Consider the following 24182-nt stretch of genomic DNA (forward strand, 5'->3'; position numbering starts at 1 on the left):
ACGCGCGCCAGGGCCGGGGATTGATCGCCTTCCTCGGCCCTGGCCCACCCACCTCGGACATCGGTGACGGCGATTCTGCGGGATCGCACCCACCGCCCTCGACTCGGTCAGCTGGTGGTGGTGACGAGGTAGACATCGCTGCCGACGACGTGGCCGAGCAGTTCCTCGACGCGATCGGCGGAGAGCGCGATCACCAGGCCCGTTCGTGGCTCGCCGCCGGACAGGTCGAGGACGGTGACGCCGGAGAAGGTGAGGGATTCCGCCTTCTCGGCCGATGTGGCGGGCGGGAGCACGAGACGCAGCATGGCCGTCGTGCCCCGGGCGGCCGCGTCGGCGTACAGATGGCCGGGGCCCGGGCGCAGGGTGATGACGGTCTTGCCGTCGACGGCGCCGCGTGGCAGACGAGGGCCCAGGGCTTCCGGGGGTACCTGCTTGCCCTCCTCGATCTGGCGCAGCACGTACCGGCCTACCGCGCCGACCGCGGACGGGCCCTTCACGTCGGTGGCGGCGAGAACCTGGTACGGGTGCAGCGTGCGGGCGGCCACCCAGCCGCCCGGCGATCGGACGGCCAGGTTGCCCGCGACGACGAGGATCCCCATGACGGTCGCCACGGCCACCAGCCACGGGCCCAACCGCAGCGGTCGTGCCTTCCGCCCGCCCCCCGAGGCACTCACCGAAGCCCCGGCGGGGTCCGGAACGGGCTCGGTGGACTTCGGGGCGGGCTCAACGGACTTCGGGGCGGATCCGGAGGGGTCCAAAAGGGGCTGCATGGGCTCGGTGGCCGGGTAGCCGAGGCTGGTGGCGTGTTCGCTGTCGGCCGCCCCGATCACCCAGAGCTTGTCCAGCTGCCGCCACTGCTCCGGCTCGCCACGGTACTCGGACGGCCGCCGCAGCCCCATTGTGTCCAGCAACGTCCACCGATACACGTCGAACGCCGAACGGAACAACTCCCCGTACGGCTCAGCGGCACACACCGCCCCCCGATACCCCCACCACGCGACCACCAGCCCGCCCCAGCAGCACCCCAGCGCCCAGTGCCACGGCAGCAGCACCGCCCCGAGCGCCCCGCCCGCCAGCGAGAACGCCAGCCCCAGCCCGCTCACCGTGACCATGAGGTCGAGATCCCCCGCAGCCGCCGCGAACGTCTGCCGGAAGGTGTCCGGCAGCGTCGCGTACAGGCGCGGCCACGCCGTCACCCCGTCGATGCCGTACCTGTCGCGGCTGTGGTCCTCGGCCTCCCGCAGGATGTTGCCCAGCGCGGTCGGCATCAGCCGGGACTCGTCCACCGGATACAGGGAGCCCCGCTGGTCATCGGATGCCATGAAACGCAGCCGGCACCGCTCGGCCAGCCGTTCTCCGTACGGCAGGCCGTCCCAGTAACCCTCATAGACCCGGATCAGCCCGACCCGCCGCACGGCGACGAGCTGGCTGATCAGCAGCGCGCCCGCGAGGACCAGCCCCGACATGACGACCTGCACCTCCGCGCCGAGCCCCGACCACCAGCGGGCCGCTGTGGCCCAGCCCACGCCCGCGACGGCGACCGCCGCCAGGGCGCTCAGGAAGGCCAGCACCGGCAGGAACGTCGTGGTGAGCAACCGGCGGTCGACCACCCCCGACGCCGCTTCGACGAGTCCGCCCATGTCAGGCGCTCCAGTAGGGGACGAAGTCGTGATCCCCGTGCTGGCAGGTGTAGGCGGCCGCCTGACTGAAGCGGCGGAAGGTGTTCGTCGCGCCGCAGGTCTTGCACTGGATGCGGCTGGGGCCCGGCGCGGCCCGCCTGCCGTAAGGCTGCGCGTCGCCGAGCTGCCGTCCGGAGACGAGGCGGGAGGCGGTGTCGCGAACGATCTCCCCTTTGATCGCCTCAGCGCTGAGCACGCCCACGACGTCCTTCCCCCGTACGATCACCAGGCCTGGGCTGCCGGACACCAACGCGTGCAGCAGGTCGGCCGAGTCGAGCACGTCGCCGAACGGAGTGTCCGCCTCGACGACGCAGGCCGGTCCCCGCTTGCCCGCGCCGGTGAGCCCGGCAGGCTCACCGTCCAGCCCGAGCAGGACCGTGAACCCCGGCCCGTTGTCCGCCACCTCCGCGACGGTGAAGTCATTGGTCATCAACTCCTCGACCGCCCGTTGCCGCTCCACACCTTCCCCCTCCTGCCGTGATCAGAGCCAGTCGCCGATCAGCGTGAACGGCGCCCAGTGGTACGGATCGGCGAACGCGGGCACGCCGAGGTCCGGTGCCGCCCCCGCGTCCGTGCCCGTGTCCATGACGAGCGTGGCCTGCAGCATGCCCACCTCCGCGCCCTGCCGCTGCTCCTCGTTCAGGTCGGGGCCGGCGACGAGGTCGCGGAACAGACTGGCCGCCGCGGAGTAGTCGCCCGCCGCCAGGCGCAGCCGCGCCTCCTCCAGCCGGACGGCGGCCAGCGCCCTGGGGTCGCCCGCCAGGCGCAGGCAGGCGCCACGCGCGTAGTCAAGGACGTCGGCGATCGTCCTGTCGCGCAGCCACAGCTGCGCCCTGCGCAGGGCCTCGGCCTTGGGCGAGCCGGCCCGCAACGCCGCGTAGAACTTGCCGAACAGCATGCTGGTCGACAGCTCGTCCACGCGCCACAGGGCGACCAGTGCCGAGGGCGCGCCCGCGTACAGCAGCGCCCTGGTCAGGCCGATCAGCTCGTCTCCTGGGCGGCTCTGGCTCATGCCGGTCTCGCAGGCCGCCAGCGTCACGAGGTCCACGTCGAGCCGGAGCCCGAGGATGTCCGCCGCGGTCAGTCTGCCGCCCGCGAGCTCGATCCCGGACCGCATCGGGTCCTCTCGGTCGAATACGCCGTGAGTCGCGAAGTGGACGATGTCCGGCGCCTGCCCGGGTTCGGCGAACCGGGCCAGCAGGCTCTCGCGGGAGGCATCGCCCGCCGCCAGCACTTCCTGGCCGCCGAGCGTCTGCGACACGGCCAGCGCCTGCTCCCTGGCGAAGGCCAGCGGATGCTCTTCGGGCGGCGCGGCGACGATGAGCGCGCTCGCGCGGCGGGCCTTCCGCTTGGCCTGGCAGTAGCGCAGTACGGAGGCCGACGGCACGAACACGACCGGGTTGCGCTCGATCAGCGGGACGCCCTCGACGAGCACGGCCTGCAGGGGCAGCAGGTGAAGGGAGTCGTGCGGCACCAGGTAGACCACGTCCCCCGGCTCGGCCCACTCGGCCACCGGCGCGAGCAGCCGCACCAGTCGCTCGTCCGCGAGGTGCGCGCCGAGGCCGGCCCTGTCGCGGGCCAGGGTGTCCCCGGCGGCCCCGGCCAGCTCGCGAAGCTCGGCTCGGGTCACGTCCACGGTGACGACCTGCGGCTCCGGCGCGTCGGCCGTCACGCCGAAGACGTACGTCTCGTGGTCGGTCACGTGGTACTCGGCCAGCACCAGACGAGCCATGGCCTCGGTCCCCTCTGGCCCGTCCTGTGAAGGGCTCGGAGTCAGCAGGGCGGTGATGCCGTTCCAGCCGAGGCGTTCTCCCCGGCGCATCGACACATACTCGGGAGTCAGCTCGGCGAGCTGGTTTTCCAGCCGGTGCAGGCGCGACAAGTTCTGCCTGTAGGCCGTCAGCAGCGCCGCGTCCGCCGATCCACCGGACCGCAGGCCCGCCTCCTGCGTACTCAGGAGGCGGCGGGTCTCGGCCTCCTCGGCGAGGATCGTCGCCGGTGCGCCGGGTGGTGCGGCCAGGGCGGTCCAGGCCAGCCTGCGTACGAGCTCCTGACCGCGCGCGGCGTCCGCCCATTCGAGTGCGCCCGCCCTGTCGCCCAGGTGGAGCGAGAGCCGCACCAGCATGCCGGGGGCGTCGAGACGGGACTCGCTGAAGTAGGTGACGGCGTCCGCCTCGTCGAGCAGCGCCCCCCTGGCGTCCCCCATCGCCTCCGCCGCGGCCACGTAGGCCACGCGCGCCTGCGCGTAGTCCTCCTCCAGCATGCTGATCTCCGCCAGCAGGACGCGCGTCTGGTAGACGGTGTGCGGGTCGGCGAGCGTCTCGGCCTCCCGCAGTGCCTCCTGCAGGTGGTGGCGCGCGAGAGGGAGGTCGTCCTGGTCGCGCGCCAGCACTCCCAGGTCGCAGAGGGTGGCCACGACCGCGCGCCGGTAGCCCGCCCCGCGTTGGATGTCCAGCGCCCGTTCATGCACACGGCGGGCCTCGTCGTACTGGCGGGCGAGCTGGAACAGCGACGCTATGGCACCGAGGTCGTCGGATACGCCCAGTTCGGCGCCGATCTCCAAATTGATCGTCAGGGAGGTGGTGAAGCATTCCATGGCCTCGCGGTGCCGCCCGCCCGTGTCCAGCAAACGGCCCACGTTGTGCGTGGCGGCCGCCTCGCCTTCTCTGTCTCCCGCCGCGCGGTAGGCCTCGGCCGCCTGTCTGGCCAGCCGTTCCGCCGGTGCCGGTTCATTGAGCAGCTCGTGGACGAGGCCCAGAGTGAGCAGCGTGTGCCCGAGCAGCGCCGGGTCGGTGCAGTCGCGGGCCGCGGGCTCGATGCCGGCGAGGAGCCCGCGCGCCTCGGTGAGGCGCCCCTGGTCCTTGACCGCGACGGCGAGGTTGACGGCGGCGCGTACGGTGCCCTCGCGTGAACCGGCCCGCCTGAACAGGTCCACGGCCTTCCGGTGGGACTCCTCAGCCGCGCGGAGTTGCCCGAGGTCGCGCTGCACCAGGCCGAGGGTGTCCAGGGTGCTCGCGTACTGCTCCGCCGCCCCGGGGTCATGGCCCAGCAGCTCACAGGCCTGGACCAGCGCCCGCAACGCCTCCTGGCCGCGCCCCGCCTTCAGCAACGCCAGCCCGAGCCACTGCCGCAGCGCGGACCTGACGAGCGGATCGGCGCGCCTGCCGTCGGCGAGCCTGCACGCCTGCCGGTATTCGCGGGCCGCGTCCTGCGGCCGCCCGCGCGCCAGGCGCCGCCGCGCACGGGCCAGGTTGGGCGTCCAGGGGTCGCCGGTCCGGACACGCAAACGCCTTGGCATGGCCCTCCGCGCTGGTTTTTCCGCCGCCACGCAGAAGTTATCCCCACCGGATCGCTCTGAGAAGGGCGAGATACGCATTCGTGATCGGGCGTGAACAGCGGCGTTCGCGGGGAAATCCCTCCAGTGGGTGACAAGCGGGCGTTACCTGATCATGGCCTGCTGATCCGGCCGCCGGGGCGGGCCGACCGGGTGTCAGCGTGGGCACGGCGGGTCGCCTGCGTGACGCCTGCCGCGCTCGGCGTGTGGGCGGCGGCCCGCACAGGCGGGGGCGCCGCCTGGCTGCCCCTGCTGGCCGGGCTGCTGGTCAGCGGGCACGTGGCGGGCAGGATGACGGCCTGGCGCGGCCTGGTCCGCAAGCGGGCTCGGCTGCGGCGCTGGGGAGAGATCATCGTGCTCGCGGCCGGCACGCTGCTGGTCTTCTCCCCTGCCGGAGAGTGGCTGGCCTCGGCCTGGGCGACGACGGCCTGGGCCACGGCGTTCAACGGGGTGTTCCTGGTGGCCGCCGTGCTGCTGCTGCAGGTCGGGGTCGGCACCTTCCGTGCCGTGGCCAGGCCGCCGAAACCCTTGCGGGCCCCGCTGGCGCTCTGCTCGGTGCTGGCGACCGTGCTGCTGCGTTACGCGTGGACGCCGTTCCTGCTGGCGTACGTGGCGCACCCCGACCCCCGGCTGGCCGTGCCCGCGCTCGCCCTGTGCCTGGTGGAGACGGTCGAGACGCTCCACAGGATCGCTGTCGGCACTCCCCAGGCACAACACTCGGACGTACAGGTGATCACGGCCGTGAATCTCGGTGAGTGGCTCTACGACGGTTTCCTGACCCGCCGCCGCAGGCCCGACTACGCGTTGATCTCCGCGCTGCTGCTGGACGCGCGGCTCACCGTCGGCTCCGTGTCCGCCGAGGCGGCGCTGCGCCGTGTCGAGCTGGCCGAGCTCGCTTTGGACCTGGTCGACGAGGAGGTCGTGCCGCGGACCACCCGGCGGCTGGCACGGCACCAGGAGATCCAGCGCACCTGCTGTCTGTGGCTGCGGGCGGAGATCTACCAGTATCTCGGGCTGGAGGACGAGGTGCTGGCCACCTGGCGGGAGTGCGCCCGCCGCTTCTCCGCCCTGGCCCTGCCGCGGATGGCGGCCCAGGCCCGGCACACTGCCTGGAGCCGCCTGATCACCAGGCACGGTCTCGGCTCGGTGGACCTGGATCACGAGCTCCTCTCGCCGGATGACAGCCCGTACCTGCGTAGAAACGCGCTCTTGGGCCTGGCGGTGATCACGCAGCAGCGCGGCGACGAGGAGGGCGCACGCCGGCTGGAGGCGCGGGCCATGGCGATCCGCCGCAGCGGAATCCGGGAGCGGCTGGCCTGGGGACAGGAGCAGGCGCTCACGTTCAACACCCATCCCTTCGCGCTGCTGATGGGCGTGCGCGGGCACACGAACCTGGACAAGCAGCTGCGCTCGTGGCTGTCCCGGCGCACTCCCGCGCCCTTCCCCGCTTGGGGCAACCCCATCCGCGACCTCGCGCTGCGCGCCGACGATCTCGTGACTGAAGGCCGCCCCGCCGAGGCCGCCGCGCTCTTCACCGAAGCCGCGCTGCGCGCCCGCGCGGCCGGGCAGGTGACATGGGAGATGAACGCGCTGACGGGACTGTCCCAGCTCGCCAGGTCCGTGGGCGACATGGAGGTGGCCAGGGACAGCCTGCTTGAGGCGGTGCGCTCGGCGGAGGACGTGCGCGGGCGCGCCCTCAGCCCTGATCTGCGGATCAGCGCGGGCGGCTCGATCAGCGGCCTGTACGACCTGGGCGTGTGGCTGTTCGCCTCGGCCACGCCGCAGGCACTCGGGGACGGCGGCACCGCGGTCACCGCCTGGCAGTTCTCCGAGCTGGGCCGCTCCAGGGTCTTCCTCGAACTGCTCGGCGAGCGGCTGCCGCCGCCCGCCGAGGGCTCCGCCGCCGAGCGTGAGGCGTATGACACCTATGTCCGGCTCCGTGACCTGTCGGACCTCGAGAGCCCCGGCGCGGCCCAGGCCGTGCGGAAGGCCCACGACGAGTGGCACGCGGCGTGCGCCGAACTCGCCGCGCAGGGCGGCGCCGCAGGCGAGTACGCCGCCCTCCGGCTCGGGCGCCCGATCGAGTACGACGAGCTGCGCCGCCTGCTGGGCACGGTCGGCGAGGTCGTGCCCGCGGACACGAACACCGATAAGTGAAGGCGGCATCAGCCGCGGTCAGGGATGACCGCGCCGTCGTTGTCGCGGGCCTCGTCATCGCCCAACCGGCCGAGGTAGTACGCCGAGACGTAGGACAAGCGAGGTCCTGCCCGGATCATGATCAGTTAGACGCCCGGTGAGGAAGGCCCGCTCAACCTCGTTGTCGGTCAGCTCCAGCGCCTGCCGGTACGCGGTCGCCGCCTCGTCCGTACGGCCGAGGCGCCGGAGCAGGTCCGCCTTGATCGCCGGCAGGTACTGGTACCGGGAGAGCCGGCCATCCTGCTCCAGCGCCTCGACCAGGGCCAGTGCGGTCGCCGGTCCTTTGGCCATCGACACGGGCACGGTCCGATTCAGCGCGACCACCGGTGAGGGCCAGAGGGCCAGCAGTCTGTCGTAGAGTGCCACGATCTGTGCCCAGTCCGTCTGCTCGTACGACGGCGCCTCGGCGTACAGGGAGGCGATCGCCGCCTGCAGCAGGTAGCGCCCGGCGCGGCCACCGCGCAGGCCGGCCACGATCAGCTCGTGCGCCTCGGCCAGCGCGCCGCGGTCCCACCGGGAGCGGTCCTGCTCCTCAAGGCGCAGCAGCCGGCCGTCAGCGTCCGTCCGGGTCGCGCGCCGGGCGTCGGTGACCACGAGCAGTGCCAGCAGCCCTCGTACCTCTGGCTCATCGGGCATGAGCTCTCGCAGCGCGCGGGCCAGGTGCAGCGCGCGGTCGGCCAGGTCGGCGCGCACGAGCGCGGGGCCCGAGGGGGCCGTGTGCCCGGCGGTGAACAGCAGGTGGAGCACGCCGAGTACGGCTGCCAGCCGGTCCGGCAGCTCCGCCGGGCGCGGCACCCGGTAGGGGATGCGGGCGACGGAGATCTTCTTCTTCGCCCGGGTGATGCGGGCGGCCATCGTCTGCTCCGACACCAGCAGCGCCCGGGCGATGTCCGGGGTCGGCAGCCCGCACACCAGCCGCAGCGTGAGCGCGAGCTGCGCCTCCTGCGCGAGCGCGGGATGACAGCAGGTGAAGATGAGCCGCAGCCGTTCGTCGGGTACGGCATCCTCCAGTTCCACCGCGTCCGCCTCATCACGGTCCGCCGGCCTGCGCGGAGCGAGCTCGTCGGACTCCACCAGCAGTGGCAGCTTCGACCGGAAGGTCCGCTCGCGGCGGATCGCGTCCATCGCCCGGCGCTTGGCCGCGGTGGTGAGCCACGCCGCGGGGTTGGCGGGGATACCGTCGCGTTCCCAGGCCGACAGTGCCGCGGCGTACGCCTCCTGTACGCACTCCTCGGCCAGGTCCAGGTCCTGCGCGACGCGCACGGTCGCGGCGAGCACGAAAGCCCACTCGCGCCGATGCGCGTCAGCCACCGCCTGACCCGCGTCCGCCCGTCCCGCGTCCGCCCGTCCCGCCTCCGTTTGGCCCGCCTCCGTTTGGCTCGCGTCGGTTTGGCCCGCGTCCGCCGCGGCCGTCATCGGGCGGTGGGCGCGATGCCGCCCGCGACGGGGCGCACCTCGACGCCGCCACGGCCCCACTGGACGGCGGGGTTGCGACGCGCCAGGTCCAGGGCGGCGTCCAGGTCGGGGGCCTCGATGACGCAGACGCCGGCGATGACTTCCTTGGCGTCGATGAAGGGCCCGTCGGTGACCACGTCGCCGCGCAACGAGGTGGCGGTGTCGGCGGACCGCAGCGCGTAGGCCGCGATCATGGCGCCGGAGTCGACGAGGTCGTCGGCGTGCCGCTGGCTCGCCGCCTGCTGCTCGGGGGTGTAGTCGCCGGCTCCGGCGTTGTCGAAGATGAGGATCGCGTACTGGGGCATGAGGGTCTCCTTGGCCGTCTGTCCGGTCGGTACGCCTCTACGTCGGACGGGCGAGGCGAATTCGACAGACCGTACGCGAACCTTTTCCAGACGCGCCCTGGCGCGACTTCAACAAGACACCCCCGCTACTTGACGGATCGACGAGCCGGCCGGGCTGGGCATGGCGATTTCATGGCGATGGAATTACCCAGGTCAGGGGTGCGTTGTACCCATCTGTGCGCCTGGCCTAGACAGTGAGTATCCCTCTGGCCGCGCCGCCAAAGTCCGAGTACGGACGTCATACCCATCGCATGCATCACAGGCAATCACCTGTGACCGCTGAACCCGCCTGTGCGCGGGACCGGGGACCCATGTCTCGATCGGGGCTAATCGGCACGTCAACGTGCCGTAGGGCAGCTTCCACGCCCGAGCCCGTCAGCTAACCCGGTAAGCGGAATGGAAGCAAGGAGTAATCACCATTATCCGCACCCCCAAGATCAGCTATGCCAAGATCGCGCTCGGCGCGACCCTCACCGCCGCCGCCCTCGGCGCCCACACCGCGGCGAACGCCGCCACCGCCTCCACAGGGCACACCCCCACCGCGGCTCAGGCCGCCCCCGCCTCCGCGCAGGGCGGCAGGAACGGCGAGGCCCAGGTGAACGTCACCGCCCAGCAGGTCCTGAACCTGGCCAAGGCCCAGGTCGGCACGACCGAGGACGCCAACGGCGGCGGCACCAAGTTCCAGAAGTGGTACATGAACTCGGCCCGCGCCGCCGAGACCGTCCAGCGTGACGGCGGCAGCAGGCAGGACTACCTGAACGCCGCCTGGTGCTCGATGTTCGTCTCCTGGGTCGGCGAGGAGACCGGCGCCCGCTCCCAGGTCGGCTGGGACGCCTACACCGTCACCCACGCCAAGTGGTTCGCCGCCAACCACCGCTGGGGCACCGCGGCCAAGCCCGGCGCCGTGGTCTTCTACTCCTGGAGCGGCAGCAAGGACCTGAGCTCCATCAGCCACGTCGGCTTCGTGGTCAAGGACAACGGCGACGGCACGATCTCCACGATCGAGGGCAACACCGGCAACGGCAAGGTCGAGCAGCGTGTCCGTCCCACCTCCCAGGTCGTCGGCTACGGCTACCCGCACTACGCCGCCTGACAGCTGGCCTGGCGCCTCTGGCACCCCCCGAGCGGCGTCCCCGAAGCGGTGCGCCGACACTGGAGGTGGAAAGATCATCGCATGCCGATCGATCCGCACCTGCTCGCCGTTTTCACGGCGACCACCATCGTCGCTCTGATCACCCCCGGACCCGACATGCTGTTCGTCCTGGGATGCGGTCTGCGGGGTGGGCCCCGCGCCGGGCTGCTGGCCACGGCCGGCGTGATCACGGGTGACGCGTTGTACATCGCCGCGGCCGCCGCCGGGCTCGCCGTGCTGCTGACGACGTTCCCGGTCGTCTTCACGGTGCTACGGTTCGCCGGCGCCGCGTACCTGATCTACCTCGGCGTCCAGATGATCCGCAACCGCAAGAACGGCCAGGCCGACGATCCGGCCAGCCGCGGAATGTCCGGTCGGCGGGCCTTCCTCAACGGCGTGGTCTCCTCCATGGCCAATCCGCAGACGTTCACGTTCATGGTCGCCTTCCTGCCCCAGTTCATCGATCCCGCGGCGGGGCCGGTCTGGCTGCAGTTCGCCGTCCTCGGCGCCGTCCTGATCGTCCTGGAGTTCCTGGCCGACGCGACGGTCGGCGTGCTGGCCGGGCGGATCGGCGGCTGGCTGCGCGGCCGCCAGGCGGTGCGCCGCCGGATCGACGCCGCGACCGGGAGCGTGTTCATCGGTCTGGGCGTCACCCTCGCGGCCGAACGCTGACCGGCCGCGGCCCGGTCAGCGGAGGAACGCGGCTCGCCGCCTCGGTTTCCGACGGGCGACCCGTCTCGCCGGACGGGCTCGTCGGCGCGGTGTGGGGAGACGAGCCGCCGAATCGAGAAGTGCGGGTGCAGTGAGCGGCGGCTGCGCAAGCTCCCTGCGCGCCTGGTCGTCCATCTCCTGATCGCGCCGTGCTTCAGGAGTGGACTGCGATGAGTTCGGCGAGGTCCAACGCGTCCCCGCTGATACCGGCCAGCCAATCATCTTGTACGTACTCGAAGTCACCGGTTTCGGTGTCGAGCAGGCCGATGCTCCCAGCTGTCACCCGTTGTTCGGGGTTGATGGGCTCCGGCTCCCACTTGGTGGTCTTGGGCCGCACCAACTGGGCGAGCGCGTAGGAGGTCGTGCGGCCGTAGCGGCGGGGGCCGTTGGGGTGGTGGTAGTGGCCGCTGACGTGCAGGCGCGGCTGCAGGTGCTCGATGAGTGCGGTCAGCTTCGCCGAGCCCTGTACGTTCCCGCGCCGGTCGCGTGAGATCCCGTACGGGCCGTCATGAGTCACCAGGACGTCCACGTCACCCGGTCTGACCGCCATCAGCCGCGCGTACGCGCTCTCGTCCAGATCCATCTTCCCCGGAACCTCGATAAGCCCCAGGAACGCCACGCGCTGCCCGGCGACCTCAACCACGTTCCCGCAGGCGACATGGAGGTAGGCGCCGAGGGGATCCACCGGCACGACCTCGGCGCCCGCCGCGTCGTGCAAGGATGCCAGCCAGTCGTGATCCTCGTGGTTGCCGCTGACGAACAGCACACCGGGGACCCGCCCGAGAGCCGAGCGCACCCCCTCGGCGAAGGCCGGCGACGGATCGAGCAGCCGGAAGAAGTCCCCCTGAGCGGGATGATCCCGGCCGAACCGACGGCTGGCCTCGTCCCACCGATCGAACGACGGGTAGGCGCCCAGATCGCCGACCTGGATCACGGCGTCGAGCCGGATCTCCCGTCGCTTCCGCAGCGCCACGACCGCACCCAGCGCGTGCAGCACACAACCATGGACATCACCCAAGAAAGCGATCTTCATCGCCTGCCGACCTTTCGCGAAAGCCATCCGGACATGGCCCAGCACCGGTCGAGCGGCGCAACGATGCGGTGTCAACCACCGGCCCTGAACCGGTGACTCACATCCCAGCGCTCCACCGCCATCTCGACGACCGAGCCAGGTCGAGCTTGACACCCTGGCCGGAAGAACGTCAACAACGGTGCGACGACCACCGCACCGGGAGCGGCCTGCTGGATCCAGGCGTACGGCACGGTGTGAATGCCACACGTGACGTGTACCCGGTCGTACGGTGCCCGGTCAGGGCAGCCGGCCGCGCCGTCACCGACGATCAGGTGCGGCTGCGCCCCGACCGCGGCCAAGGACTTGGCCGCCTGCTCACCGAGACCTTCATCAACCTCGATAGATGTCACGCTGCCGTCCTCGCCGACCAGATGTGACAGCAATGCGGCGGTCCAGCCCGTGCCGGTGCCCCCTTCCAACACGCGGTGCCCAGGCTGGGGATTCAGCGGTCCGAGCAGGCGGACCACGGTACCGAGGGCTGAGCTGGAGCAGTTGTAGCGGCCTTCCGTGGCGCGGAGGGCGGTCGCGCCCTCTTCGAGTTGGGTCACGATGGCGGCCGTCCCGTCGACGGCCGCCCACCACGCGTCTGGATCGCCACCCCAATCGATGAGCACAGGCCCGTCATCGGCCAGAGCCAGCCCCACCGAGGGCACGAACAGGTGCCGCGGCACGGCTTTCAGCGCTTCCTCGAGGGTGCCGGTGATCGGCTCTCGATTACCGCTTATCGCGTTGATCTTGCCGCTGATGCGGTTGTCGAGGTCCGGCGGCGTCACCTCCGCTTCCCGCTGCTGTGTCGGCCATCTCCTGTGCCGCCCCCGTCACCCTTGTTGTCCTCGTCCTTGGGCGGATCGAACTCCTCGTACGTGCGCTTGTCGCGCCCTCATGCTTGCCCACGCCCAACTCCTCACGCCCCGAACAAACAACCTCCGTAACTGTACGAATACCTAACGTGGCGAATATGTGGCGGTGCAGTCGGGAGTGCGGCACCCTGGCAAGCAGTGCCACCTGGTGACAAGGGCCGTGCGCGAGCGTCATCGGGTTGCGCAGGACCGCACCGGCCATTGGCGTCATGAATGACCCCCGGACCCGGCCGCTACGGCGGTCAGCGCTGCCTGCGCCTGAGGAAGATCGATGAAGGTGTCCTTGCGTTCGACGAGCCCGTTCTCGTCAAGCGTGACCACGTCGAGGCAGTCGAAGCGGATCGGCCGCCGGTTGCCGCCGGAGTCGGTGAGAACAGCGGTGAGAGCCCAGTCAAGAACCCAGTGCCGCTCACCAATGATGACCCGGTGGATGTCGAATCCCAGGTCAGGCCACTGGGCGAACAGCAAGGCGAAGCTGTCGCGGAGCGCGGATCGACCCTGAACCGGCTGCTCGCCGTTGTGCAGCCAGAACTGGGTTCCGGGCGAGTGCAGCGCGGCGATCGCGTCCACGTCGCGGGTGGCGAAAGTTGTGGCGTAGGTGTTGAAGAGTTCTCTGACGTTGTGCGCGGGCGATGCGGCGGTGGGCATGGCGCGCTGCCTCCTGTCACTAGGCTCACTGGGCTCACTCGGCGGGCTGATGGTTGGTCACTGGATGCGGTAGACGCGGTATTCGACGTGGTCGAGGGACAGCTCGTTGACGGCGATGGCAACGGTGGAGTTCAGCCACGAGTAGCGCTCCGCGCCGGTCTCGAACAGCGGCACGGATCGTGCGTGCATCTCGTTCCAGCCGATGGTCTCGCCGGCCAGTAGCCGACCGATCGCCTCCTCCGACAGCGTGGCGCGGCCAGTGACGGTGACGAACACCAGCTCGTCGTCATGCGTGCGAATCGTCGCCCGGACGTCGAGGCGGGCGACACGGTCGGAGCCGACGGTGATCCAGTCACCGCCACCGGGCAGGAACTCGCCGCGCAGCCGCGGCCCCTCGACGGTTCCGCGGTCAACGACCGCGATCATGCGCATGGCCACCGGGGTGGAGAAGATCTGCATGGTCTGGAACCTGATGGCGAAGTCGCACAGGTGCTCGACCGTGACCATGGTGGCGGTGGGGTCGGTTTCGACAAGGGTCATACAGTCCTCCCAGGGCCAGGTCATGGAGCAGGTCCTGATCGTGCGACCTGCCGCGACAACACCTTCAGGCGATCACTTGGAAAAGTCAAGTAGGTGCTCTGAAATTCAGATCAGCAACTTGGATGGACCGAGAAGTGGGGTAGGCTGCCCCCATGGCATCGCGGTCCTACGGCCATTACTGTGCGGTGGCCAAGACACTTGACGTGGTCGGCGAGCGGTGGACTCTGCTGGTCGTCCGTGAGCTGCTCGACGGGCCGAAACGCTACGTCGATCTACTCGCCGGGCTCGTAGGCATCTCCACCGACATGCTCGCCACCCGTCTGAAGGTCCTGGAGGAAGCCGGAATCATCAGTCGGCGCACGCTCCCCGCGCCGGCCGCGTCAAAGGTGTACGAGCTGACGCCGCTCGGCCGTGCCCTGCAACCGACGATGACCGAGCTCGCCCGGTTCGGCATTCATTTGCTCGGCGAGCAGGACGACGGCGCCGCCTTCCAAATTCACTGGATCACATCGTCCCTGCGGGCGATGTTCCGGCCCGAGCGGGTCCCGGCCACACCCCTCACTGTTGAGTTCAGAGTGGGCACCGAAGCCATGCACGCCCGCATCGCCGAAGGCGACCTACACACCTTCCCCGGCCACATCGACGATCCAGATGTGGTCCTGACCTTCGCCGATGCCACGACGCTCGCCGAGATGGGGCGCGATCCCGCCGCCGCACTCGCCGCGCTCTCCACGGGCCGCCTCCACGTGCAAGGAAGGCCCGACGCCATCCAGGCCACGAGAGAGCTCTTCGGGCTCAACCACTAGGACGGCCCAGTGCGCCTTCGGCTTCTGCGCCCCGGTCGGCCAACGTCGCCGCTCCCTCGCAGAGGGTCCTTCCACTCACGGCTTTTGGCCGCTGGTCACCCATCTGAACCATGGCAAAGGGGCGAGCGCGCGGCCGACCACCGACCGACTGATCGCCAACTGGCTTGCGGCACATCCCGACCGAACGCTGAAGTGACTGCTGGACAGCGGCGCTGTACGATCCGGGCTCCTGTACGCCATCCACGGTGAGCCAGAATGGGCGAACAGGCGGCCCTGTTCTCGCGCGGCCTTCCCCGGCGGTTCCACAACCCTGACCTGCCCGCATCCCTGACCTATCTCATGTGGCGACGCGTGATCTCCGCCAGCCCCTGGCACCGACAGGTAGGGCGGGCAGCAGCGGGCTCTATGGGCGGTAGGCGTCGCGGCGGTGTTTGATGGACTGGATCGTCACAGTGTGTTTGTCTTCGTCGATGCGGTAGACCACACGGTAGGTCCCGCGCCGGGCAACATGCAGTCCCTCGTATGGCTCTTGCAGAGGCTTGCCGACGCGCCATGGTTCGCGAGCGACAGCGCCGGTGATCAACTCCCAGGCCGCGGCCGCTACAGTCTCGGGAAGGCCCGAGGCGAGCGCAGGGCGAGCCGGTGGGCTCAGGAGGATGGTGTAGCGGTCGCTCACGCGCCGGACTTGCCGAGGCGAGCCGCCAGGATGGCTGCCATCTCCTCCTCGGTGGTCACATCGCCGCGCGCCTCGGCGGCAGCGGCCTCGACCAGGTCGGCGCGCATTTCCGGGTCAGCGAGAATCTCGAGTGTCTCCTGCAGGGACTCCCACTCGGCCACGGACACGATAACGGCATGCGGCCGCCCGTTCCGGGTGAGTGTGAAGTGATCATGCTCGCGCGCGGCCCGGTCGGCAAGCTCGGTCAGCCGGTCCTTGGCTTCGCTGATCGGAATGACCTCCATGGATCCATGATCGCTCCATGGCTGGGATATCGGCCAAGATTTCGGCTAGCTACCGATGCGCTGCACTGATCGGTTGGTGCGCTCACGACCTTGCACCAAGTGGCGATGCCGGGGCTGCGCCGAGAACCGCCGCCGCGCCGATCAGCTTCTCTCCTGCGGACGGCACCAAAGCAGCGGTCGTGTCTTTGTCGTCGTCTCCAATGACGTCCCTTTCCCGTCTGTCCGGTACGTCCCGTGCGATCGCCCGTTGCCTTGGGCTCGGCCAAGGGCATCACCAGCGCCATCTGGACAACAATCGAAGCCGTGGGCGAAGCGCGCGGCGGAGCCGCGCCCCAGGGAGACGCCCGAGCGAAGCGAGGACCGACGCGGGGGCGGGCGCCAGCCCGCCTGACAGGGCGAGCGAGCGAAGCGAGCACCTTCGATCGGGGTGGGCATCAGACGGCCAACACTCCAGACGGGTAACGGTGGGTGGCGGGAGGGCTCCGGCGTAGTGTGGGAGGTATGACGATCATCGTTACGGGGGCGTCCGGGCTGCTCGGGGGGCCCTTGGTGGAGGCGCTCAAAGGGCAGGGGCGGCGGGTTGTCAGGATGGTGCGGCGGCCTCCCGAGAGCGATGAGGAGGCCTACTGGGAGCCTCGGGACGATGTGATCGATCTTTCGGTGCTCGAAGGGGCCGAAGGCGTCGTACATCTGGCCGGAGCGCCCATCGCCGACCGGCGCTGGAGCGAGTCGTACAAGCGCGAGCTGGTGCGGAGCCGGGTCGACGGGACTCGGGTGCTCGTCGACGCGTTGCGGCAGTTGTCCCGGCCGCCTGAGGTGCTCGTGTCGGCCTCCGGGGTGGACTTCTACGGTGACACCGGGGATCGGGTCATCGATGAGTCCCAGGGGAAGGGCACCGGGTTTCTGGCTGATCTGTGCGAGCTCTGGGAAGGTGCCGCCAAGCCCGCCGAGGAGGTCGGCATCCGGGCCGCGCAATTGCGTACCGGGCTCGTATTGAGTGGGCGTGGTGGGGCGCTTGGGCGGATGCTGCCCATCTTCAAGATGGGGCTCGGCGCGCCGCTCGGGAGTGGGAAGCAGTACTGGTCCTGGATATCCGAGGACGACTGGGTTCAGGCCGTACTACATATCCTGAAAAATCGGGAATTGGTGGGGGCGGTTAATCTGACTTCGCCCAATCCCGTGAGCAATGCGGAGTTCACCACCACGCTCGGGAAAGCCCTGCGTAAGGGCACTGTACCAATGCCTGTCCCGGCCTTCGCGCTGAGCATCGGCCTGGGAGAGTTCGCGCGGGAAGGGCTGTTGCCCAGCCACCGGATTCTGCCGGGGAAACTGTCCGGCAGCGGCTACGGATTCACCCATAGCCACCTCGACGAGGCCTTGAGCGACATAATCTAGCGCCATAATCTAGGGTGCTGTTCATCCTTTACCACGCGGGAGATACCAACATGACCAGGTCCGGCCAGTCGCACATTCTTGCCATCGGCGGTGGGTCGTTCCGCCCGACGGCGCGTCACGGTTTTCTGGAGGCGAGCCCACTGCTGCGCTACGGCCTCGACCTGACCGGCCAGGACCGGCCGAAGCTGGGGCTGGTCGCCACCGCGATGGGCGACGACGCCGACTGGCTGCTGAAGATGTACGGCGCCTTCGCCGGGTGGGACGTCGAGCTGAGCCATCTGACGGTGTTCCCGATGCCCAATGTCAAGGATCCCCGGGCGTGGATGCTCGAGCAGGACATGATCTATGTCAGCGGTGGCAGCGTGGCCAACCTGGCGGCCCTGTGGCGGCTGCACGGCTACGACGAGGCGTTCGAGGAGGCGTGGCGGTCGGGCGTGGTGCTGTCCGGGCAGAGCGCGGGCGCCCTGTGCTGGCACGTGGGCGGCAACACCGACTCCTTCGGCCCCGAGCTCAACGTGTGGGCCGACGGCCTGGCCTTCCTGCCCTACTCGTGCGGAGTCCACTACAACTCCGAGCCGCAGCGCCGGCAGTTGCTGCACCAGTCGGTGGCCAGCGGCGAGCTGCCCGAGGGCTACGCCGCCGACGAGGGGGTGGCGCTGCACTACGTGGGCACCGATTTCATTCAGGCCGTAACCACCGATCCAGCCGGATACGCCTACAAAGTCGAGCATGACGGGGCCGAGGGGGCAAAGGAGTTCCGGATCGAGCCTCGGCTGCTCACCTCCTGAATTACCCTGGATGGGTGAGGGAACGGCACAATGGACACATGCGCCCCAAGCACGGGGTCGACCCCCACGCATTGGCCATCGTCCGTCTCGGTGTCGACGTCCCCTACGAGCAGGCTTGGCAGCTGCAACGCTGGGTGCACGGCAAACGGGTGGCCCGGGAGCTGACCGACACGGTCCTGCTCCTGGAGCACGCGCCCGTCTACACGGCGGGCAAGCGCACCGCCCCGCACGAACGCCCCTCCGACGGTACCCCCGTGATCGACGTCGACCGCGGGGGCCGCATCACTTGGCACGGTCCCGGCCAGCTCGTCGCCTACCCGATCGTCGAGATCGACGACGTGACCCGCTACATCTGCCGGCTCGAAGACACGATGATCCAGATCTGTGCGGACTTCGGCGTCACGGCCAGGCGAATACCGGGCTGGGCCGGGGTCTGGGCCGCGGGCGACACCAGCCTCGGCCTGCCCGACCGCCAGCTCGGCGCCGTCGCCATCCGCGTCTCACGCGGCGTCACGATGCACGGCTTCGCGCTCAACTGCGCCAATGATCCGCGGTGGTTCAGCCGGATCGTCCCGTGCGGCATCCCGGACGTGGGGGTCTCCTCACTGTCCGCCGAGACGGGCAGGCGGATCGTGGTCGAGGAGGTCATCCCGATCGCCGAGAAACGGCTGGCCGAAGCACTGGGCCTGGAGCCGTACGACCTGCACGAGGAAGACCTCATGCGCCGCTGACCCACGGCCGGTCGCCGAATCGCGGTGAAATCTGGCAGTCGCCTGTTTACGATCAGCCTGTGAAGCGGTCTGTGCAGCAGTCTGCGACGTGGCTCGCGGCCCTGGTTCTCGCTCTCGTCGTGCACACCCTGACGCTGGCCTTCGTCGTGCTGGGCGGGTGGACGATCGTGGTCAACGCCCAGTTCGCCGCGGCGTGGGCGCTCGGTGCCCTGCTGATCGCCATCGGGTGGATGCTGCGACCGCGCCTCGGCAGCCTGCCCGCCGACGCCGAGGTCCTCGACCCCTCCTCGGCCCCGCAGGTGTACGGGATGGCGGAGCGGGTGGCCGACCGGATCGGCGTCAAGCGTCCCCAGAAGGTGGCGGTCAGGGATCTGGTCCTGGGCACCACGTACACGCGCACCGGCCCGCTCAGGGTGCCCGTGCTGGTCATCGGGCTGCCCTCGTGGCTGGCCCTTTCGCCGCGGCAGCGAGTCGCGCTGCTGGCCAGGGCGTACGCGGAGCTGCCGACCGGCGGCGAGCTCATCGTGGACGGCGCGCTGGCGACGTTGGGCGCATGGCGCGAGGCGCTCATCGGAGCGGCACCGCTGCGTGCGCGCGAGGCGGCCCACACGCAGATGGCCACCTCGCTCGGCGTACTGAACTCCAACAGCACCGGCTACGAGGCGGTCAGCTTCCTGGGCCGGATCGTCGGGCGGGTGCTCGGCGGCCCGGTGCTGCTCACCGAGTACTGCCTGAAGCGGCTGGCCCGCTCCGACGACGCCCGCAGACACGAACGGCGGCAGGCGAGGGCCCTGCGCGTCCTCACGGCCGGGGAACTGGCCGAGATCGACGGGCTGCTGGCCAGCGGCAGGTACGTCGCCCCCATGCAGGCGGCGGCCCTGCGCGGCGAGAGCGTGGCGTCGATCAGGCGGACCGCGCTGCTGGCCCCCAACAGCGCCCCCGACGGCGTCCGCACCACCGCGCCCGGCTCGGCGCTGTCCGGCTCAGCACCGTCCGGCTCAGCGCCGTCCGGGTCCGTGCTGTCCAGCTCGGAGCTGCTCGGCTCGGCCGAGTCGGACCGGATCGACGACGAACTGCACCGCCACTACACCCGCGCCATCCGCAGCTTCGGCCTGGTCATCTGAGCCCGCCAAGCCAGCTGAATCATCCGATGACCCGGCGAATGGTGGCCCTGGGAGTGGGAGAGGTTGGGGCGAGACGTAAGCTGGGTCGGTGACCGTTGCTCCTGAAGGCCGAAAGCTCCTCCGCCTGGAGGTGCGCAACGCCGAAACCCCTATCGAGCGCAAGCCCCCGTGGATCAAGACCAAGCTGAAGACGGGCCCCGAATACACCGAGCTGAAATCGCTCGTGCGCCGGGAGGGCCTGCACACGGTCTGTGAAGAGGCGGGCTGCCCCAATATCTACGAGTGCTGGGAAGACCGCGAGGCGACGTTCCTCATCGGCGGCGACCAGTGCACGCGCCGCTGTGACTTCTGCCAGATCGACACCGGCAAGCCCAAGGAGTACGACCGGGACGAGCCGCGTCGCGTGGCCGAGTCGGTCGAGCAGATGGGCCTGCGCTACGCCACGGTGACCGGCGTGGCCCGCGACGACCTGCCCGACGGCGGCGCCTGGCTCTACGCCGAGACCGCGCGGCAGATCCACGCGCTGCTGCCCGGCTGCGGGGTCGAGCTGCTGGTGCCCGACTTCAACGGCAACCGTGAGCAGCTGGAAGAGGTGTTCTCGGCCAAGCCCGAGGTGTTCGCGCACAATGTCGAGACCGTGCCGCGGATCTTCAAGCGCATCCGGCCCGCGTTCCGCTATGAGCGCTCGCTCGGCGTGATCACGACGGCCCGTGAGGCCGGGCTGGTCACCAAGTCCAACCTGATCCTGGGCATGGGCGAGACGCGCGAGGAGGTCGTGGAGGCGATGCGCGACCTGCACGCCGCCGGCACCGACCTGCTGACGATCACCCAATACCTGCGCCCGACGCCCCGCCACCACCCGGTCGAGCGCTGGGTCAAGCCGGAGGAGTTCGTCGAGCTCCAGGCGGAGGCCGAGGCGATCGGCTTCGCGGGTGTCCTGTCGGGCCCGCTCGTCCGCTCCTCCTACCGCGCGGGCAAGCTCTACAAGCAGGCCATCGAGGCCCGCCAGAGCGCCTGAACTCCCCTGGGCCGCCTCCGCCATGGAGGCGGCCTGGCTGCGTGACATCGGCTCCGCTGAATGGACGTGCAATACCGGTTTGGTAACGCACGTAGGCCGGGGTCTCACCGTCACGTCACGGCGCCCGGCCCCGCATCACCGGAGGAGCGTGCCCCTGGACAGGGCCCGGCCCCGTACGGCGGGTGGGGCCCACCGTGCTCTGCCGTAAAAGAAAACCCCCGAACGACCAGAGGCGTTTTCGTATCCCGCTCGGTTGGTTTGTATTCTTCGAAGCATGGCAAAGTCCGAGGACCCAGAGAAGCCGGGACGCATCAAGCAGTTCCGCATGATCGCGCAGATCATCAAGCAGGCCAACCCCAAGGGGTTGCCGATCGTCTTCCTTTCGGCGGTCGGCACGCTGGCTGTGATCGTCGTGATCGGGCTGGTCACGGACTATCTGTGGTATTCGGTGTTCCTCGGCGTGCTCGCCGCGCTCACCGTCGGCCTCGTGGTGTTCGGGCAGCTGGCGCAGCGCGCCCAATATTCGATCCTGCACGGCCAGACCGGCGCCGCCGCCGCGGTGCTGCAGGGCATGCGGGGCAACTGGCAGGTCACCCCGGCCATCGCGGTCAACCGTGACCAGGACCTGATCCACCTCGTGATCGGGTTCCCGGGGGTCGTACTGGTGTCCGAGGGGCCCGGCAACCGGGTGGCGAAGATGCTCGCGGCCGAGAAGAAGCGGGTCGCGCGGGTGGTGCTGGGCGTCGAGATCTACGACATCCAGTGCGGTGACGGCGAGGGGCAGGTGCCGCTGGGCAAGCTCCAGCGCCACATCATGAAGCTGCCGCGCAACCTCAAGAAGCCCTCGGTCAACGAGGTCAAGGACCGCCTGCGCTCGCTCCCCAAGAACATGCCGATGCCCAAGGGCCCGATGCCCAAGGGCGCTCGGGTTCCGCGCGGCCCCAAGATGCGCTAGTGCCTCCAGGGAACGCGCTGTCGGACTCCTCGCGGGCCAACCGCGGCTGGTGGGACGGCAACGCCGACGACTACCAGGTCGAACACGGCGAGTTCCTGCGCGACACCGGCTTCGTCTGGTGCCCGGAGGGCGTCGACGAGGCCGAGGCGCACCTGCTGGGCGACGTACGCGGCCGGCGAGTGCTGGAGATGGGCTGTGGCGCGGCCCAGTGCGCGCGGTGGCTGGTCGGGCAGGGGGCCGAGGTCGCCGCGTTCGACCTGTCACACCGGCAGTTGCGCCACTCGCAGCGGATCGACCTCGACACCGGCCTGCACGTCCCTGTGGTGCAGGCCGACGCCGAGGTGCTCCCGTTCGCCGGCGGGTCGTTCGATCTGGCGTGCTCGGCGTTCGGAGCGCTGCCGTTCGTGGCCGATCCGCTGGCGGTGTTCCGTGAGGTGGGCCGGGTGCTGCGGCCGGGCGGGCGGTTCGTGTTCTCGGTCAGCCATCCGATCCGGTGGGCGTTCCCCGACGATCCGGGGCCGCGCGGGCTGACGTCCGACCGGTCCTACTTCGACCGTTCGCCCTATGTCGAGACGGACGAGTACGGCACAACCACCTACGTCGAGCACCATCGGACAATGGCCGACTGGATCGGCCTGATCGTCGCCTCAGGCCTGACCGTGACGGGCCTGCTGGAGCCCGAATGGCCGGCGGGCCACGACCGGGTGTGGGGCGGCTGGAGCCCGCTGCGCGGCAAGTACATACCGGGCACCGCCATCTTCACCTGCACACACCACTGACCCACCGCACCCCGACCGACAGCTCGGCCTCGCGCGACTGACCGACCGAGCAGGGTTCAGGCGCGCCCGTACCGGGCCGCCATCGCGTGGAAGGCCGCCTTGGGCTCCCAGCGGGTCTCATCCAGCATCCGGACCACGCCGTACGCGCCCAGGTCGTCGTCACCGACCTGGTTGTAGGAGGCGAAGGTGAACCACAGGGCCGTGTCGACCCCCTCCTGTTCGAAGACGTCGAGCAGCTCGTTGAGGTAGCGGACCTGCTCGCCCTCGTCGCGTACGGAGCCGTCGGGCACCTCCCACGCCATGCCCCCGAGCTCCCCCGCCCCCGTATAGGCACAGGTGCCGAACTCGGTCACCGCCACGGGCTTGCCGTGCTTGAAGTGGCCGCGCACCTCCTCCACGAAGCTGCCGGCGTTGTACGCGGCCCGATAGGCGTCCACACCGACCAGGTCGAACGGCGTCCAGTCGACGAACTCCCACGGCCCGGAGGCGTACGTGATCCGGCCCCCGAACAGCGGCCGCACCGTCTCGGCGGCCTCCCCGAGAAAGCCGTTGAAACGGCCCATGATCGTGCCCAGCGACTGCCACCACTCCATGTCGGCCGACATCATCGCCCGCAGGCGCTCCATGTAGTCGGCACCGGGCATGAACCCTTCGCAGAAGGCGCTGGTCTCGCAGCCGGTGACCAGCACCACCTCGGCGCCGCCGCGCCGGACGGCCTCGGCTCGTTCGGCGCTGTCGGCGTAGAGGGGGATCACCTGTTCCGGCGTGAGGTCGATGGGGAACGGCGCGAACCAGACCTCCAGCCCGGCCGCGGCGGCCTGCTCGGCCGCCACGCTCAGCCGCTCCGGGTCGCCGCCGGACACGCGTACAGCCGCGCAGTGCAGCTCGTCGGCGATCACCCGCATCTCGCGCCCGACCGTCTCGGCGTCGAACGTCGTCCGGGACAGGCTCTCGCCCGGCAGAAACCCGGTGTCATAGTTGATGCCTTTTTTCACGAAATATCCCCTTATTGTCCGGTGAAGCCGTGCTCTAGGAGGTCGAAGGCGAGCTCGACGTCGTCCGCCAGCCGACCGCCCGCCTCGGCGATGGGCGTCCCCTCGACGAGCCGCTGGAAGAACCCCTCCTGCACCGTCGTGAGCACGGCGGTGATCTGCGCGGCCATGAGCTGGTCCCGCAGCTCGCACGACCCGTCCGGCACCCCACGCGCACTGGCCAGAGCGGCGGCCAGCTCGTACCGCTGCCCGGCCCGGGTCTGGTGCAGCCCCGCCATCAGCGCCGGGCTGGCCGAGATCACCCAGGCCCGGGTGAGCAGGCCCTCGACGTCGACCCCCTCCGTGTCCTCGGCGGCGAACGCCCGGTAGTGCTCGCGCAGCGCCTCGAGCGGCGCCTGTCCCGGCCGCCGCTCGTTGACGATCTTCGCCATGTCCTCCTTGACCACGTCGAGGACGAGGCTCTCCTTGGTCGGGAAGTAGGTGAACAGCGTGACCTTCGCGACCCCGGCCGCCTCGGCGATCTCGTTGACCGTCACGGCCTCGTAGCCCCGCTTGGCGAACATCCGCAGCGCCACCTCGGCGATGCGCCGCCGGGTCTGCTCCTTCTTCTTCTCCCTGAGTCCGGCCATCATCATGGGGACAGCATAAACCTTACCGGGTTCA

General features: G+C 70.1%; 24 protein-coding genes and 1 riboswitch. Of the genes, 11 read left to right on the forward strand and 13 right to left on the reverse strand.

All coding sequences use genetic code 11. The features are described 5' to 3' along the window. Positions 1–107: 107 nt before the first annotated feature. The 3 genes from AB0B64_RS46025 to AB0B64_RS46035 are packed head-to-tail and all read right to left on the reverse strand — an operon-like array spanning position 108 to position 4977. Positions 108–1640: a hypothetical protein gene (locus AB0B64_RS46025; RefSeq protein WP_357944890.1), complete on the reverse strand. Its 1533-nt coding sequence runs from the start codon at positions 1638–1640 to the stop codon at positions 108–110. 1 nt (position 1641) lies between these two features. Next, on the reverse strand, positions 1642–2139 hold the full coding sequence (locus AB0B64_RS46030) for a hypothetical protein (protein ID WP_357944887.1): 498 nt from the start codon (positions 2137–2139) through the stop codon (positions 1642–1644). 21 nt (positions 2140–2160) lie between these two features. Then, positions 2161–4977 (reverse strand): CHAT domain-containing tetratricopeptide repeat protein, encoded by a 2817-nt coding sequence (locus tag AB0B64_RS46035; RefSeq protein WP_358188295.1) that lies wholly within the window; start codon positions 4975–4977, stop codon positions 2161–2163. A gap of 123 nt (positions 4978–5100) precedes the next feature. Here AB0B64_RS46035 and AB0B64_RS46040 point away from each other — a divergent pair, with 123 nt between their 5' ends. Further along, complete coding sequence (locus AB0B64_RS46040; protein ID WP_358188300.1) at positions 5101–7170, forward strand: hypothetical protein; 2070 nt, start codon at positions 5101–5103, stop codon at positions 7168–7170. 54 nt (positions 7171–7224) lie between these two features. Here the strand turns inward: AB0B64_RS46040 and AB0B64_RS46045 are convergent, their stop codons facing one another. Further along, entirely contained in the window at positions 7225–8520 is a 1296-nt protein-coding gene (locus tag AB0B64_RS46045; protein WP_357944879.1) for a sigma-70 family RNA polymerase sigma factor, read from the reverse strand. A 101-nt stretch (positions 8521–8621) separates the two neighbouring features. Next, positions 8622–8969, reverse strand: a complete 348-nt coding sequence (locus tag AB0B64_RS46050) for a YciI family protein (RefSeq protein WP_357944876.1) — start codon at positions 8967–8969, stop codon at positions 8622–8624. Between the two features lie 306 nt (positions 8970–9275). Continuing rightward, a riboswitch (cyclic di-AMP (ydaO/yuaA leader) is annotated at positions 9276–9417 on the forward strand. 186 nt (positions 9418–9603) lie between these two features. Here AB0B64_RS46050 and AB0B64_RS46055 point away from each other — a divergent pair. Further along, complete coding sequence (locus AB0B64_RS46055; protein ID WP_358188307.1) at positions 9604–10101, forward strand: CHAP domain-containing protein; 498 nt, start codon at positions 9604–9606, stop codon at positions 10099–10101. Between the two features lie 81 nt (positions 10102–10182). Next, complete coding sequence (locus tag AB0B64_RS46060; RefSeq protein WP_358188310.1) at positions 10183–10812, forward strand: LysE family translocator; 630 nt, start codon at positions 10183–10185, stop codon at positions 10810–10812. Positions 10813–11005: 193 nt separating this feature from the next. Here AB0B64_RS46060 and AB0B64_RS46065 read toward each other — a convergent pair whose 3' ends face one another. The 4 genes from AB0B64_RS46065 to AB0B64_RS46080 form a co-directional block, all read right to left on the reverse strand. Then, positions 11006–11884: a metallophosphoesterase gene (locus AB0B64_RS46065; RefSeq protein WP_358188313.1), complete on the reverse strand. Its 879-nt coding sequence runs from the start codon at positions 11882–11884 to the stop codon at positions 11006–11008. A 71-nt stretch (positions 11885–11955) separates the two neighbouring features. Then, positions 11956–12696, reverse strand: coding sequence for a methyltransferase domain-containing protein (locus AB0B64_RS46070; protein ID WP_358188316.1), 741 nt, complete (start codon positions 12694–12696; stop codon positions 11956–11958). A gap of 294 nt (positions 12697–12990) precedes the next feature. Further along, positions 12991–13431, reverse strand: a complete 441-nt coding sequence (locus tag AB0B64_RS46075) for a nuclear transport factor 2 family protein (protein ID WP_358188321.1) — start codon at positions 13429–13431, stop codon at positions 12991–12993. Between the two features lie 57 nt (positions 13432–13488). Further along, entirely contained in the window at positions 13489–13971 is a 483-nt protein-coding gene (locus AB0B64_RS46080) for a DUF3237 domain-containing protein (RefSeq protein WP_357944861.1), read from the reverse strand. Positions 13972–14123: 152 nt separating this feature from the next. Between AB0B64_RS46080 and AB0B64_RS46085 the strand changes: the two genes are divergently transcribed. Next, positions 14124–14777, forward strand: a complete 654-nt coding sequence (locus tag AB0B64_RS46085) for a helix-turn-helix domain-containing protein (RefSeq protein WP_357944858.1) — start codon at positions 14124–14126, stop codon at positions 14775–14777. Positions 14778–15180: 403 nt separating this feature from the next. Here the strand turns inward: AB0B64_RS46085 and AB0B64_RS46090 are convergent, their stop codons facing one another. After that, complete coding sequence (locus tag AB0B64_RS46090; protein ID WP_357944855.1) at positions 15181–15453, reverse strand: type II toxin-antitoxin system RelE/ParE family toxin; 273 nt, start codon at positions 15451–15453, stop codon at positions 15181–15183. Further along, complete coding sequence (locus AB0B64_RS46095; protein WP_358188334.1) at positions 15450–15737, reverse strand: type II toxin-antitoxin system Phd/YefM family antitoxin; 288 nt, start codon at positions 15735–15737, stop codon at positions 15450–15452. The genes AB0B64_RS46090 and AB0B64_RS46095 overlap by 4 nt, the downstream gene beginning before the upstream one ends. A 501-nt stretch (positions 15738–16238) precedes the next feature. Between AB0B64_RS46095 and AB0B64_RS46100 the strand changes: the two genes are divergently transcribed. The 7 genes from AB0B64_RS46100 to AB0B64_RS46130 all read left to right on the forward strand — a co-directional run bounded on the left by AB0B64_RS46100 (position 16239) and on the right by AB0B64_RS46130 (position 22527). Further along, a complete protein-coding gene (locus tag AB0B64_RS46100) occupies positions 16239–17132 on the forward strand; it encodes a TIGR01777 family oxidoreductase (protein WP_357944850.1) in 894 nt (297 codons plus the stop codon). A 50-nt stretch (positions 17133–17182) separates the two neighbouring features. After that, positions 17183–17920, forward strand: a complete 738-nt coding sequence (locus tag AB0B64_RS46105; protein WP_357944848.1) for a peptidase E — start codon at positions 17183–17185, stop codon at positions 17918–17920. A 38-nt stretch (positions 17921–17958) separates the two neighbouring features. Beyond that, a complete protein-coding gene (lipB, locus tag AB0B64_RS46110) occupies positions 17959–18651 on the forward strand; it encodes a lipoyl(octanoyl) transferase LipB (protein ID WP_357944845.1) in 693 nt (230 codons plus the stop codon). 59 nt (positions 18652–18710) lie between these two features. After that, positions 18711–19775: a hypothetical protein gene (locus AB0B64_RS46115; RefSeq protein WP_358188348.1), complete on the forward strand. Its 1065-nt coding sequence runs from the start codon at positions 18711–18713 to the stop codon at positions 19773–19775. A gap of 88 nt (positions 19776–19863) precedes the next feature. Continuing rightward, positions 19864–20793: a lipoyl synthase gene (gene lipA / locus AB0B64_RS46120; RefSeq protein ID WP_357944840.1), complete on the forward strand. Its 930-nt coding sequence runs from the start codon at positions 19864–19866 to the stop codon at positions 20791–20793. Positions 20794–21067: 274 nt separating this feature from the next. Continuing rightward, positions 21068–21748: a DUF4191 domain-containing protein gene (locus AB0B64_RS46125; protein WP_357944837.1), complete on the forward strand. Its 681-nt coding sequence runs from the start codon at positions 21068–21070 to the stop codon at positions 21746–21748. Continuing rightward, positions 21748–22527, forward strand: a complete 780-nt coding sequence (locus tag AB0B64_RS46130; protein ID WP_357944835.1) for a methyltransferase domain-containing protein — start codon at positions 21748–21750, stop codon at positions 22525–22527. The genes AB0B64_RS46125 and AB0B64_RS46130 overlap by 1 nt, the downstream gene beginning before the upstream one ends. Positions 22528–22583: 56 nt before the next feature. Here AB0B64_RS46130 and AB0B64_RS46135 read toward each other — a convergent pair whose 3' ends face one another. Both AB0B64_RS46135 and AB0B64_RS46140 read right to left on the reverse strand, forming a co-directional pair. Then, positions 22584–23522, reverse strand: a complete 939-nt coding sequence (locus tag AB0B64_RS46135) for a hypothetical protein (RefSeq protein ID WP_358188377.1) — start codon at positions 23520–23522, stop codon at positions 22584–22586. Between the two features lie 11 nt (positions 23523–23533). Further along, positions 23534–24154, reverse strand: coding sequence for a TetR/AcrR family transcriptional regulator (locus AB0B64_RS46140; protein ID WP_357944831.1), 621 nt, complete (start codon positions 24152–24154; stop codon positions 23534–23536). Positions 24155–24182: the final 28 nt, after the last annotated feature.

The sequence above is a fragment of the Nonomuraea sp. NPDC049129 genome, assembly GCF_040648495.1.
Taxonomy (GTDB): domain Bacteria; phylum Actinomycetota; class Actinomycetes; order Streptosporangiales; family Streptosporangiaceae; genus Nonomuraea.